Genomic DNA, 12,799 nt, shown 5'->3' on the forward strand with positions numbered 1-12,799 from the left:
CTGAGACGGATCGCAATCCGTTGCCTGGAAGGAAACTCTCGCTCATGTTCTCTCGTCGTTCGCTGACTCTCACTCTCGCGGCCGTGACCGCGACCGTCACCTTGGCCGCGTGCGGCTCCAGCGGAGGCGGGATGGGTGGCATGTCCGGGATGGACCACGGCTCCACGTCCGCCACTGGCGGCTCCAGCAGCAGCCCGTCCGGGCGCGCCGCGGACATCACGTTCGCGCAGAGCATGATCCCGCACCATCAGCAGGCCGTGGAGATGGCCGACATTGCCCTGGGCAAGACCACCGCCAGCAAACAGGTGCGCACCCTCGCCACGCAGATCAAGAAGGCACAGGACCCGGAGATCACCACCATGACCGGGTGGCTGAAGACCTGGGGCACCCCCACCACCATGCCCGGCATGACGGGCCATGACATGAGCGGGATGACCGGGATGATGAGCAAGAAGGAGATGGCCGCGCTCAAGTCCGCCAGCGGGTCTGCGTTCGATCGCAAGTGGCTGACCATGATGATCGGGCACCACCGCGGTGCGATCACAATGGCCACCGACGTGCTGAAGACCAGCCAGGACCCGGATGTTAAGACACTTGCTCAGTCGATCATCAAGGGCCAGAAGAAGGAGATCACCACCATGACCGACTTGCTCGGGCCGGTATCCCCGACCAGCGCCACGGTGACCGGCTCGACCGACAGCCTGTAAACCCCACCATCGTTCATATACCCCATGGGGGTATACTCGGTCTCATGGAGCCGGGCCAGCGGATCCGGTTGCGCGTGATCAACGCGTCCGGGGACACGGCATACCGCATCGGGATGCCTGGGGTGCCGATGACGCTGACGCACACCGACGGGTTCCCCATTGTCCATCGGCGGGTTGACGCGGTGGTGCTCGCGATGGGCGAACGCGTCGACGCCCTGATCACCGTGCCGGACCGCCCGGTGCCGTTCGTCGCTCTTGCCGAGGGCAAAACCGGGTCCACCTTCGCGGTGCTGGCGGCCGGGTCAGGCGCCCGCCCGACAATGGCGTCCGTCCCGAAAACGCTGGGTGGCCGCGTCATCCAGAGCGCATCGACGACCGCCGACCCGTCGGTGCGGCTGAAGTCCCGCGAGGTGGACGTGACGCACGCGTTGATGCTGACCGGGTCGATGAACGCCTACGACTGGGGCATCAACCATCGCCGGTATGACGAGAACAACCCGTTCGCGCCCGCGGTGAACATCAAAGAGGGTCAACGGGTTCGGCTGGACAGTTGGAGTGCTAAGGCAGCACCGATTAGACGCCCGTCAACTGTCCTGTCTCAGTGCCCGCCACCGGCGACAACGAACCGTGGCGGGCGTCCACCCGCCTGCAGACCGTCCTGTTCACGCTCCGCGCCCACGTCCGGCAACGCGACACGATGACGGGCCAGGTGCCAGCGGACAGGTGGAACCTGCTCCGGCACACGCAGACCAGCCCCCTACGGTCCGCCCCGGGGATCGTCTACGCCGACGCCGGGTAGGTGCCAGCCCGCACTCGCCTTGACCGGGACCACGGTCCTGACGAGGGACGCGCGGACCGCCCGAACCCACGGGGAGTCGACCGTTTCCAAGCGGGGAGCCTCGTCGTCCTCGGCTCCGTCGGTACCGGCCGGTGTACGCGCTTCCCACAGACCGAGGACCATCCCCCGCGGGATCATGCCGTCGGCCAGACCCGCGCCCGCCACGACAACGAGGAACGCCGGGTAGTCGCCGCTGCGGTGCCGCAACGCGGCGTCCACGTTCGACCCGAACCCGCCACGCAACATGGACAGCGCGTCGTCCGGGTCTGACCGCAACACCGCCTCGACCGAGACGCCCCCGGCAACCGACCGACGGTGACGAAGAACGTGTCACGGTCGTGCGGCAGGGCACCCGGGCGGGCCAACACCACCCGGTCCAAAGTCTCGCCCGAGTACGTGAACCCCGGCCCGCCACGGAACACAGCACCACCGAACGGCTCCTCGCCCCAGATGACCTCCTCGACCAGGCGTTGGCCGAGCTCGACAGCCGCTACAAGCTGGGATGCGGCGAGTTCGAGTTCGCACTGGAGATCTCCGCCTGCGGAGCGCAGTCGGTCTACGTCTGCAGGGATCCGATCCACGCGGTCGGGCTAAACCTCTCAGGCAGCGCCGACCACGACGAACTGGCGTCACAGCTCACACCCGGTCGTCATGTCATCGCGCAAGTGGGCCAGCAGCTCATCCTGCAGAACCAGCAGGGTGCTCTCTGCCTCGTCGACCTGCTCGCCGTCCAACACGAGGTGACACAGCCCGAGTACACGCCTGCCTCCGTGCGCTTCCGGTACCGCATCCTCACCGGCTCCTGAACGCCCTGCCACGACCGACGCTCGACCTGCCCCGCCGGATCGCCTCCGGCGAGTTCGGTGAGGCCGGCGACCGGATCCCGACGCTGGCGGACCTGATGGCCGCGTACCGCTTCGCCGGGGTGCAGACGATGAGGGCCGCACAAGCAGTCTTGGTCGACGAGGGCGTGTTGGAGACCCGGCATGGGTCCGGTGCGTTCATCGTGCGGGTTCCCTCGGCCGACACTGTGGGCGTAGTGGCGATCGGTGACGAGCTCGAGCAGCTGCACGAAGCGGTGGCCCGGGTTCGCCAGCACGTCACCGCGTTGCGCGATCGCGCCACGAGTCCGGCACCCGAGCCTGCGACGGCGGGTCGGTTGTGGGAGTGGGCGTCCTGGACGCACTGCGCCACCTGTGACTCCGGGACCGGCGGCACCACGCGTGGGTGGGCCAACGACATCGACGAGTACGACCGCCTCGAGTACTGCCGCGAGCAAGGCCACGACTACTCCAGCGGCGTCGGCCTCCTGCCCGAGCAGGACCCGGAGACGGCAGCCGCGATCGAGTCCTGGTGGGAGCACCACGCCCACACCGAGGAAGCAGCCCGGCTCGTGCTCGCCGGCGACATCAACACCGCACGCTGGCACGCCCAGCGCGCCCACGACCTCGCCAACCACTATGACGACTTCGCCGGGTTCTCCTCCCCCGTGTCCCCGCCAGTCCTGCATCGGCCGTGGACCGGATGAACGGTGTACCACAATATTGGCGGACGTTCCGTCATTGAGAGCAGGCATTGTTTAGCTCGGCTCGGCGGCGCTCTGGAAGGATAGAAGGGACTGCTGCACGGATAGGTGACAGGTTCGGTCACGCCGCCTGTGTGGCGGGTGTGGTCATGATGGTCTCGAATTCGATGGGGGTCAATCGGCCGAGTCGTTCCTGACGCCGGCGGCGGTGGTAGGTGCGTTCGGTCCAGGTCACGATCGCCGTCCGCAACTGCTCACGGGTGTCCCAGGCATGCCGGTTGAGCACGTTCTTTTGCAGCAGCGCGAAGAAGGATTCCATCGCGGCGTTGTCGCCAGCAGCTCCGACTCTGCCCATCGACCCGAGCAGGTCGTGGCTTCGCAGCGCCCGGACGTATTTCCGGGCGCGGAATTGAGAGCCGCGGTCGCTGTGCACGATGCACCCGGCGACGGGCATGCCCTCAGCACGGCGTCGCGCGACTGCTGAATTCAACGCCGCCACAGCCAGTGTCGACCGCATCCGCTCACTCAGGGAATACCCCACGATCCGACCCGAGTACACGTCTTTCACCGCGCACAGGTACAGCTTTCCCTCACCGGTGCGGTGCTCGGTGATATCGGTCAGCCACACCTGATTCGGTGCCGTCGCGGTGAACTCGTGCCGCACCACACCATGCTGGTCGGTGACGGCGAGCAGATCGTCATGGACCGGTGGGCCCGGTCGCTTACCGTGCCGGCCAGGACGTTTACCGGCTCTTCGCCGTTGAGCGTGGGTCATATGTTGAGTCCGCCTCCGATGAGGAGCATTCGTAGTCGGTAGTTGTCACGGTTGCGGAAGCCTCGTGCGATGCGTCGGTGGAGTTCGATGAGCCCGTTCATGGCTTCGGTGCCGCCGTTGGATGCGCCGTGGGTGTCGAAGTAGCCCAGGAACTCGGTGCGCCACTGCTTCAGGGTGCGCCCGAGCCGTGCGACTTCGCGGATCGGGCAGGTGGCGAAGGTGGCCAGGACCTGTTCGGCGACCTGGCGACCGGCCGCGTGAGTGTCTTGGTGGTAGACCGAGCGGACCTGCTGGGCGCACTGCCACGCCACCTCGACCTCGAGGTGTGCCTCGTTCGCGGCGAATGCTGCCGGGCCCTACCCCCGGATCTTGGACACCGGGTGTGATTACGCAGCGGTCGGTAGCGTAGCGGCCCGGCGGGCCTCGTAGGTGGACGGGGACAGGTAGCCGCACCAGGTGTGACGGCGCCGGGTGTTGTAGCGGACGAGCCACCTGAAGACCTGCCTGCGGCAGCCCAGTTCGTCATTCCAGCACGCGGCGTCTTTGGAGGACCTCGCGCTTCATCGTGGCGTTGAACGACTCCGCCAGCGCGTTGTCCGCGCTGGATCCCACGGCGCCCATGGATTGGGTGACCCCGAGCTTCTTGCACAGCGCGGCGTAGGCCTTCGAGCAGTAGACCGACCCATGGTCGCTGTGAAAGATCGCGCCCTTGAGGCTGCCCCGGGTCGCGGCAGCGGCCTTGAGCGCGTCCTCCACGAGCTCGGTGCGCATGTGGTCAGCGACCGCCCAGCCGGCCAGTCGACGGGAGTAGCAGTCGATCACGGTGGCCAGGGACAGGTTCGTGCCGTCGGCCAGCGGCAGGTAGGTGATGTCGCCGACGTAGCGCCGGTTCGGGCGCTCGGCGGTGAAGTCCCGCTTGAGCAGGTCGGGGTACTTCTGCCCCGAGGGCTCGGGGATCGTGGTCCGCACCCGCCGCTTCTTCACGTAGCCACGGATGCCCTCAAGCCGCATCACCCGCGCGACGCGCTTGTGGTTGACCCGCTCACCGGCAGGAGCGTTGTCGTTGAGCTCGGCGGTGATCCGCGGCGCCCCCTGGGTGTCGTCCTCGGCATGAACGGCCCTGATCCGTTCCGCGAGCTCAGCATCTGCCCGGGCGCGCTCTGCGCGAGCGGGGGCGGCGTTGAGCCAGGCGTAGTAGGACGGACGCTCGACCTCGACGAGCGCGCACAGTCGCTTCACCTCGAAGGTGGCGGAGTTGTCGGCGACGAACTGGAAGCGACTCACCAGCGCGTCTCCCCGGCGAAATACTTGGCCGCCCGCTGGAGAATCTCCCGCTCGGTGGTGAGCTTGGTCGTCTCGGCACGTAGCGCCGCGTTCTCGGCCTCGAGTCGGGCGATCCTCTGCTCGGGCGCCTCACCCTCGGGTACCGCGGGGCTCGGCCCTGGAGGCTTGGACTGCAACGGGCTGGAGGTCAGCGTTCCGTCGGCGGCGGTCTTCTTGCCGGTCCCGTAGACCTCGAGCCAGCCCCGCAGCGTGCCGCGCACGATGCCGAGGTCCTCGGCGATGCCGCGGACCGTGGCGCCCGGGGTGGACTCGTACAAGTCGACGGCCTGACGACGAAACTCCTCGGAGTAGTTCTTCCTGGCCATAGTTCCTGGATCATCTCGCTTCCCCAGCACCACGTGCTGGATTCAGCGTGTCCAAGAACCGGGGTCAGGCCCCGAGGCCGCACGCGCCGCACTCCCGCGAACAGGCAACCATTCAGGGAAATAGGTGCTGGTCCGGAGTTTGGGGACAGCGACATCGATCGTGCCGACGCGAGTGTCCAGAGGCCGGTGCCGGTACCCGTTGCGTTGAGTGGTGCGCCCGGGTGTGGGGCGGCCCCACTCGGCACCCACGACGGCGTCGGCGTCCGCGGACAGCAACGCGTTGATCATGGTTTGCAGCAGGGTGCGCATCAGATCCGGTGATGCTTCGGACAGGGCTTCACTCAGAAGCCCGGCAGGGTCAACAATGTGTGGAGCGGTCATCGTGATGACTCCATTCGAGAGAGCTGTGAGAGGTTCACTCGAAGGATCACGCGGTGGCCGCACCCACGTCCACAACCGGGACCAGGCGAGCGACCGCGCTACACCACTATCAGGGACTCAACTGAACAGACCGATGGACAGAAGAAGAGTTGCCGGTGCCCGGTCGACCGTCAGTACCGCCGGATCATTGTCTCCACGGCAATCTCGCATTGCACTCCGCAGCAGCCCAATAACCAAGCGTCAGCGTGCAGATCCGCCGTCGACAGGCCGTTCGGCCCAGAGCCAGCGGAGCGCGTCTGGCAACAGCACGCCGCCGTGATTGGGGCTGTGGGCGCCATCTCCGACGATGAGCCTGAAGTCATAGCCGGCACGAGCGAAAGCGGCTGCAGTCTCGAGGTTCTCCGCAAACCAGTTGAAGTCCGGCTGATTCCAGTTGATGTCGCGCTGCGCGGCATGGAGAAACACCCGCATGTCGCGGTGCGGCTCGGAGGCGAGCAGCTTCGGGTACGGGTTGCCGCCGGGCATCTGTGCGAAGCTCGAATTGAACGCGATGACACGCCCGATCGCGTCTGGGCGGCACCAAGCGGCCGTCACCGCGGCGTTCCCCCCGCTGCTGCCTCCGCAGATACCCCGCATCATTGGGTCCGCGGAGATCCGAAAGCGGCTCTGGAGGAGCGGCAAGACTTCTTCCACGAAAAAATTGGCATACGTGCCGTCGAAGGCGTCGTATTCAGCATTGCGATGCTTCGTCACGACGCCATCAACATTGAGTACGCCCGGGTCGACAAAGACACTCACGAGGGGCGGGAGGTCTCCTGCAGCAGCGAGGTTGTCAAGGACGATCGCCCCGCGCACGTCCCCCTCGGGGTCGAGATACCACCAACCGTCGTTGAAGAACATGACAGCGCTCTCGTCATCAATCGAATGGCCAGCTGGCCGGTGCATCCACACCCTGCGCGATGTTCCCGGAAAGCGCGTACTCGCTCCGAGCACCAACTCTTCGATCGTGCCGGCTTCTCCCCGGTTCCGTGAAACGGAGTCTGGGCCGTACTCGTATGAGATCTCGCCGAGCGAACGTGGAAGCGGGGCGAACGGCACCGTTGGAGACACGTTGCGACTGTATCGGAGAGGCCGACCGAACGAACAAAACTCCTTCCCGCAAGACGTTCCACGTGCGGAACCTCGAACGGTGACCGCGCCCGTCGAGCCCGATCCCGTCCCGATCCCGTCCCGACCGGGTCCTGGCCGTCCCGCAGGGGTCGTCCGGCCACTGTCACCGGGACAGGGGCCGCTTGTGGCACACGTCCGTACGCACTGACCGGGACTCAACCTGCGCCGCCCACCTTGTGGTCGGACCTTCCGCCGAATCACGCATGCTCATAGCGAATGACTTTCGATCAGCTTTCCGCATCCGCAGAGGGTTCTACGGGTTGAAGAACATGGACTCGCGCTGTCGAGGCGTCTTTGCGACCCATTGAGGCCAGAACGTCACGAGTGGTCTTCTCAGCGGCGGCGAGCTCGGTGCACTGTGTCACGCCGACATCGTCCACGTGAAGTTCCAACCCCAGCCGCCAGGGCACCGGGCGAACCCAATACCCCTTACGCCAGGTCTTACCTCCCTCGCGCCATGCACGTTCGGACAGTCAGCAGCGCAGCAACCACACATCGGACCACGGCCGAAATCGATGTTCTGCTTCGTTCCCGCACGCGCAGTCTGGGCTCGTGCATCGGGCGCCATCCTCGAGTGACGGCATCTGTCGACGCTAGCCCACACAGGATCCATGGAGCGAGTCAATATGCCGACGAATACGCACGAACTTGATACGCAGGGTGTCCACCAAACAGTTGACCAACAACACTAGAACACATGAGACACTAATGATGGGTTCGTGCGCGGATTCACACCCCGAATTCACTTCAATGGTCCGCGGCTTCCGCACGCACCGACGAGTCCCAGGCCCACGACGTCTTCCTGGGCAGGGTGCCCAGTGGGGCGCGGCCGCAGCAGTAGAGCAGCACGTCGCCCGGCGCGCCCTCTGGCGCATCGGGGAAAAGGCGATCGAGGACGGCTCGAGACAGGTCTGTCGGCGGGCGCCACTCAAAGCCAAGCCCTTGGGCGATGTCGTAGGTATGCACCAGCACCTCGACCGCCCCCATGGCCGCGAAGCCGTGGGGATCAGAGGTCCCGTTGGGGTGCCAGCCACGACTGCTCGACGGAGTCAGGACCACGGCGTTCTGCAACAACGTGCCGCACATGACGACGGCGTCCATCAGCTGGCGGTTCGTCGCGTCCTTGTCGACGACGACCTCGATCGGCAGATAGCCGTCCGCGGGCTGTGCGAGCACCTGAGATGCGTACGAGAAAAGGTCATCCGCGACGTGGGCCGCGGTGTCCCGGCAGGACCACGTCACATCGCCCGACGGAACATCCCACGACTCTCCGAGCGCAGACTGCAGCGCGTCGTTCATCGCCTTCGTGGCGGCTCCGACCAGCTCAGTGGACTGCATGCTGCGACCCTAGGGCACGGCGCCGACACCCTGACGTGGTCCGGGCGGGGCAGCGACCTCGACTTCATGGTCCCCGATCGTCTCCTCACGCCATGAGCAGACAAAGGCTGACGAAGAGCATGATTGCTGCCGTCACTCCGTGAACACCGAAGCCAACGGCGCGGGATCCGTTGCAGCCGAGGACGATCAGTGCGTCACCGACAGGTATCCCAAGGAAGCAATGGCACGCACGACCGAGGACGGATCATCATGAAGCGCAAAGTCGACTACACCTGGCGGCTGTCCGAGCTGATGGCCGCTCGAGGGCTGCACAACACGACCGACCTCATCCCGTTGCTCGCCGAGCGCGACATCGCTTTGTCTCGACCGCAGGTCTACCGCCTGGTTATCCAGCGCCCCGAACGCGTCTCCCTGCAGGTGATCGCCGCGCTGTGCGACATCTTCGAGTGCACACCCGCGGACTTGCTGACGACCACAGCAGCCGACGTGCGCACCCGCAAAACCGGCACCGCGTCGGCACCGAATGTTGTCCAGCTGGATCGCACCGTGCGACCACGCCGCGCGAACATCCTCGACGAATAGGACTGTGGCAGTGAAGGATCCGAAACCGGTCGGCCTTCTCCCCTCGCCGTACCGTCCGCGGTCGGCCGCGAGCCACGAGCGACCGTCACGACCCGTGCGCACGTTGCGGACGCAACATTCCACGCCTGGCTGCGACCTGGCCCGAAGGACGGCTCTGCTTCACCTGCTACTTCGACGCCGTCCACACCCGCGGAACCTGCCCCGACTGCCTGCAAGAACGGCTTCTGCCCGGACCACCCAATGCCGATGGCCACCCGATCTGCTCGACCTGCGCCGAAATCCCTTACGACTTCCACTGCGAACGGTGCCACGTCGAAGCCGGCCACCACCGCGGCAAGCTATGCGGCCGCTGCGCTCTGCGCGAAGACCTGCACGACATCCTCGGCGGCGAACCAACCAATCCAGCCCTCGTCGGTTTGATGGACGCGCTCTGTGCCGCCGACAGACCCGAATCGATCATCGTCTGGGAACGCTCCGCGAAAGTTCAAGAGCTGCTGCGCGCGCTCGGTGACGGAACCATTCCCGTTACCCACGAAGGTCTCGACACGGTGCCAGGCAAACCGACCGAACACCTGCGCGCGATCTTGCAACACCGCGGGTTACTCCCCCAGCGCGACCAGTACCTTGCCCGGTTCGAGCAGTGGATCGACGCCAAGCTCGAAGGGCTACCCGGCGAAGTCAGCCAGCCGGTGCGCCACTTCGCCGCCTGGCATCATCTGCGCCGGATCCGCGCGAAGGCGGCCGCCGGAGCCTCAACGCGTGGACCGGTGCACTCCGCTAAGCAGGAGATCACTGAAACGATCAAGTTTCTGCTGTGGCTCCACGAGACCTACGAACGAACCGCGGACACCTGCACGCAACAGGACGTCGATGAGTGGCTTGGCGGCGGGCCGACAACGCGCAGCGCCATCAGGACGTTCTTCGTCGTTGCGAAGCGGGCACAGCTCAACACGGCCGTGACGATCCCACACCGGTCCCCCAAGACGAGCCCGTCGCTCAGCCAGGACCAGCGGCTCGCCTGGATCCACCAATTGCTCACCGGCACAAGCGAATCGCTCCCCTACCGCACCGCAGGCATGCTGCTCCTGCTCTACGCGCAGCCACTGGTCAAGGTCGTCACCTTCCCGACGACCATCATCAACGACGACGCCGAGATGACCATCAGACTTGGCGGTAAACCCACCGACGTGCCCGAACCATTCGCCGGCATCATCCGAACGCACCTCGCGGCCCGGCCCAACTTGCGCACAGGTGCAGTGCCCGACAGCCCCTGGCTCTTCCCCGGATACGTCGTTGGTCGGCATCTACACCCGAACACCGTGATGGACCGCCTACGCGACCTCGGGATCAACCTCCTCGGCGCCCGCAACCGAGCAATCGGTGAGCTCGTCCTCGAGTGCCCGCCGTCGCTGGTCGCCGACGCGCTCGGGTACAGCCACCAAGTCGCCTTCCTCCACGCCAACAAGGCTGCCGAACCGTGGGCCCGTTACGCCGGACGACGGATTGGATCCCCGTGACACTGCGTCGATGGACGACTAACGATCGAGAGTTCCACAGGTGAGTCATCAACCAGCAGAGGACACCTCGCGGCAAGCATGCGGAAGGCTGATCCTGATTTGCGGGCTGCCTGGTAGCGGTAAGACGACACTGGCTCTCAGTCTCGCAGGCGAGCCAGCCAGCATCCGGATGAGCGCGGACGCCTGGATGACCGCTCTCGACATCAATCTCTGGGAAGCCGACGTTCGATCCCGCGTCGAGGCACTTCAATGGTCGGTCGCGAAGGACCTACTTGTGGCGGGTATGACCGTCATTATCGAGTGGGGCACCTGGGCCCGAACAGAACGCGACCAGCTGCGATCAGAGGCACGCGCCTTGGGCGCCGCTGTGGAGCTGCGGTTCCTCGACGCGTCCGACGACGAATTGTGGCGGCGAATACACGCAAGGGATGCCGAGGACCCACCAGTCACTCGACACGACGTAGCCGAATGGCGCACGTACCTTGACCGACCGACCGATGCCGAACTGGCTTTGTTCGACACGCCGGGCAGTTAGCCGGTTGGCAGCGACTGGTCTCCGGGCGCACAAGCCCGGAGACCAGTCGTCGATTACCAGTCCGCTGCGACCGCCTGGGAGCCCGCTCCGGGAAATGTCCTCGCATTCGCGAGGGTCGGACTGTCAGGATGATGGTGCGTTGATGAGCCATCGCCTGCAATGGGCTGTACTCCCTTTCACGTCTAGGAGCGGATTACTGACTGCCTCGGCTCCGCCGTTGTCGACTCTGCGTCAGCTACAGGTGGCTACTCCCCAGCACTCGCGGGAACAGCGATCTTGGCGGACGGCCGATCTGTCGTCATCAAGGCAGCATCACCTGCGCAGAACCCAGACACGCCGCACATCATGCGCACCGAGGCCAACAACAACCTCCAGATCGATCACCGTCGCGCACCCGCAACCCGTCTCCTGGACCGCATCGACGATGGGAAATGGGTGGTCCTCATCTTCGAGGCGATCAACGGCCACACCCCCGGCGCCCCATGGAACGACCAAGACCTCGCGGCCGTGCTCGACGCACTCGATCTTCAGACACCTTCGATGAGGAAATTGCGTAGACCCATGCGCTCAGTATCGGGCTTCGGAGACGAGGCGATCAGTAGTTGGCGCCAGCTCATCTGCCGACCCGCGGAGGACTGATCTCAGGTACTCCCCCGACCCCTCGGCCACCCGAGTAGGCGTCATTGGCCGTCAACTGGACGCTCGGGCCATGACGTTCAGCCACTGCTCCTCCAGCTTGCGGCCAGGCGAATGTTGTACATCGATCGGTGTCCAGCCGGCTGCCTCAAGGACCTCGCGCAACTGCTGTTCACGCCAGAAAGTGAAGTGACGAGCGGCCTGCACACTTCCATGCCGCGACCAACCGTCCCCGGCTCCTTCTTTGAGCGTGCACATGAGCACTCCCCCGTCGACGACCACCTGCCGTAACCGGTGCAGCACGATCGCCATTTCCGGGCGACTCAGATGCAGCAGAACGGCATTGGCCCACACCCCGCGATAGGGACCACCGAGATCATCGCGTAGCGGATCGACGACCTTGGCGTCATAACCCGCGTCGATCAGGCGCTTGACGAAGGCGGGTGTGATGTCGGTGCGCTGCACAGTGAGGCCGCGTGCTTCGAGAGCTAGAGCATCACGCCCCGGACCGCTTCCAATCTCCACCACTCGGCCGTCACCAACAAGGGACGCGAAGCGGTCGAGGTTGGTCGACATCGGCTCGTTCAGGTCGGGCGCGTTGTCGGCGTACGCGTCGGCGTTACTCTCATATGCCTGCACGGTCTCGGCACGGGCAGCGTCCCGACCCAGATCATTGCGAGGAAGACGATGCACCCAAGCGACGGCGTCCGAGGGGTAGAGCGGCAGAGGCACTTGCTGCTCATGGAACGAACGCCAGACGATCGGCGCGGTCGACCCGTCCCCTTCGGTGAGGACTGCCCCCGACTCGGCAGGAAGTGGGTCGAGTCGACCGGTGTAGAGGAAGACAATTTCGTGCCCGAGTCGACCATCGATGGTGAAGATGCTTTCAACGCAGGCCAAGAACTGCAGCTCCTCGACCTGAGCGCCAATCTCCTCCTCGACCTCGCGGCGCAGCGCTTGCTCATGCGTCTCACCGGGCTCGACGCTGCCGCCGATCAGGCGGTGGTAACCGTCCGGGTTCTCGGCGGTCGGCGGGAGAAGACTGACCGCGTGCGCGTCGAACTCCTCGTTCGGAGCGATGAGCATCGCTTTGACACGGATGGGCGCAGAGTCGACAGCCATGTATGTCAACGTAGTTCGGGCTCC

General features: G+C 65.5%; 13 protein-coding genes and 3 pseudogenes. 8 read left to right on the forward strand and 8 right to left on the reverse strand.

The genetic code is table 11. The features are described 5' to 3' along the window. Positions 1-44: 44 nt before the first annotated feature. A complete protein-coding gene (locus tag J5M86_RS07695) occupies positions 45-707 on the forward strand; it encodes a DUF305 domain-containing protein (RefSeq protein WP_188060672.1) in 663 nt (220 codons plus the stop codon). A 44-nt stretch (positions 708-751) separates the two neighbouring features. Further along, positions 752-1,408 (forward strand): hypothetical protein, encoded by a 657-nt coding sequence (locus tag J5M86_RS07700; RefSeq protein WP_188060671.1) that lies wholly within the window; start codon positions 752-754, stop codon positions 1,406-1,408. 56 nt (positions 1,409-1,464) lie between these two features. On the opposite strand, the gene J5M86_RS07705 is transcribed toward J5M86_RS07700, so the two are convergent. Then, positions 1,465-1,824, reverse strand: coding sequence for a hypothetical protein (locus J5M86_RS07705; RefSeq protein ID WP_188060670.1), 360 nt, complete (start codon positions 1,822-1,824; stop codon positions 1,465-1,467). Between the two features lie 59 nt (positions 1,825-1,883). Here J5M86_RS07705 and J5M86_RS15435 point away from each other — a divergent pair, with 59 nt between their 5' ends. Both J5M86_RS15435 and J5M86_RS15440 read left to right on the forward strand, forming a co-directional pair. Continuing rightward, on the forward strand, positions 1,884-2,351 hold the full coding sequence (locus J5M86_RS15435) for a hypothetical protein (RefSeq protein WP_244328586.1): 468 nt from the start codon (positions 1,884-1,886) through the stop codon (positions 2,349-2,351). A gap of 38 nt (positions 2,352-2,389) precedes the next feature. Then, positions 2,390-3,073 (forward strand): GntR family transcriptional regulator, encoded by a 684-nt coding sequence (locus J5M86_RS15440; RefSeq protein ID WP_256433523.1) that lies wholly within the window; start codon positions 2,390-2,392, stop codon positions 3,071-3,073. A gap of 118 nt (positions 3,074-3,191) precedes the next feature. On the opposite strand, the gene J5M86_RS07715 is transcribed toward J5M86_RS15440, so the two are convergent. The 6 genes and pseudogenes from J5M86_RS07715 to J5M86_RS07740 form a co-directional block, all read right to left on the reverse strand. Continuing rightward, a complete protein-coding gene (locus J5M86_RS07715) occupies positions 3,192-3,845 on the reverse strand; it encodes an IS3 family transposase (RefSeq protein ID WP_256433460.1) in 654 nt (217 codons plus the stop codon). Next, positions 3,842-4,192, reverse strand: a pseudogene (locus J5M86_RS07720) (transposase); the annotation flags it as partial. The gene J5M86_RS07715 and the pseudogene J5M86_RS07720, both read right to left, overlap by 4 nt. 39 nt (positions 4,193-4,231) lie before the next feature. Beyond that, positions 4,232-5,494 (reverse strand): annotated as a pseudogene (locus tag J5M86_RS07725) (IS3 family transposase). A gap of 75 nt (positions 5,495-5,569) precedes the next feature. Continuing rightward, positions 5,570-5,875 (reverse strand): annotated as a pseudogene (locus J5M86_RS07730) (transposase); the annotation flags it as partial. 240 nt (positions 5,876-6,115) lie between these two features. Next, complete coding sequence (locus J5M86_RS07735) at positions 6,116-6,985, reverse strand: esterase family protein (RefSeq protein WP_188061167.1); 870 nt, start codon at positions 6,983-6,985, stop codon at positions 6,116-6,118. Between the two features lie 807 nt (positions 6,986-7,792). After that, on the reverse strand, positions 7,793-8,383 hold the full coding sequence (locus J5M86_RS07740; RefSeq protein WP_370587357.1) for a maleylpyruvate isomerase N-terminal domain-containing protein: 591 nt from the start codon (positions 8,381-8,383) through the stop codon (positions 7,793-7,795). A 249-nt stretch (positions 8,384-8,632) separates the two neighbouring features. Between J5M86_RS07740 and J5M86_RS07745 the strand changes: the two genes are divergently transcribed. The 4 genes from J5M86_RS07745 to J5M86_RS07760 all read left to right on the forward strand — a co-directional run bounded on the left by J5M86_RS07745 (position 8,633) and on the right by J5M86_RS07760 (position 11,656). Continuing rightward, positions 8,633-8,965 (forward strand): helix-turn-helix transcriptional regulator, encoded by a 333-nt coding sequence (locus tag J5M86_RS07745; protein ID WP_188061165.1) that lies wholly within the window; start codon positions 8,633-8,635, stop codon positions 8,963-8,965. Positions 8,966-9,513: 548 nt separating this feature from the next. Further along, positions 9,514-10,482 carry a hypothetical protein gene (locus J5M86_RS15445; protein ID WP_244328264.1) on the forward strand — a complete coding sequence of 323 codons (969 nt, stop codon included), beginning with the start codon at positions 9,514-9,516 and terminating at the stop codon, positions 10,480-10,482. 40 nt (positions 10,483-10,522) lie between these two features. Further along, complete coding sequence (locus J5M86_RS07755; protein WP_188061164.1) at positions 10,523-11,017, forward strand: ATP-binding protein; 495 nt, start codon at positions 10,523-10,525, stop codon at positions 11,015-11,017. A 345-nt stretch (positions 11,018-11,362) separates the two neighbouring features. Beyond that, the gene (locus tag J5M86_RS07760) at positions 11,363-11,656 is read left to right on the forward strand and encodes a hypothetical protein (protein WP_188061163.1); all 294 of its coding nucleotides are present in this window, start codon (positions 11,363-11,365) and stop codon (positions 11,654-11,656) included. Between the two features lie 51 nt (positions 11,657-11,707). On the opposite strand, the gene J5M86_RS07765 is transcribed toward J5M86_RS07760, so the two are convergent. Continuing rightward, on the reverse strand, positions 11,708-12,775 hold the full coding sequence (locus J5M86_RS07765) for an NUDIX domain-containing protein (RefSeq protein ID WP_188061162.1): 1,068 nt from the start codon (positions 12,773-12,775) through the stop codon (positions 11,708-11,710). Positions 12,776-12,799: the final 24 nt, after the last annotated feature.

This window comes from Yimella sp. cx-51 (assembly GCF_017654605.1).
Lineage (GTDB): Bacteria > Actinomycetota > Actinomycetes > Actinomycetales > Dermatophilaceae > Yimella.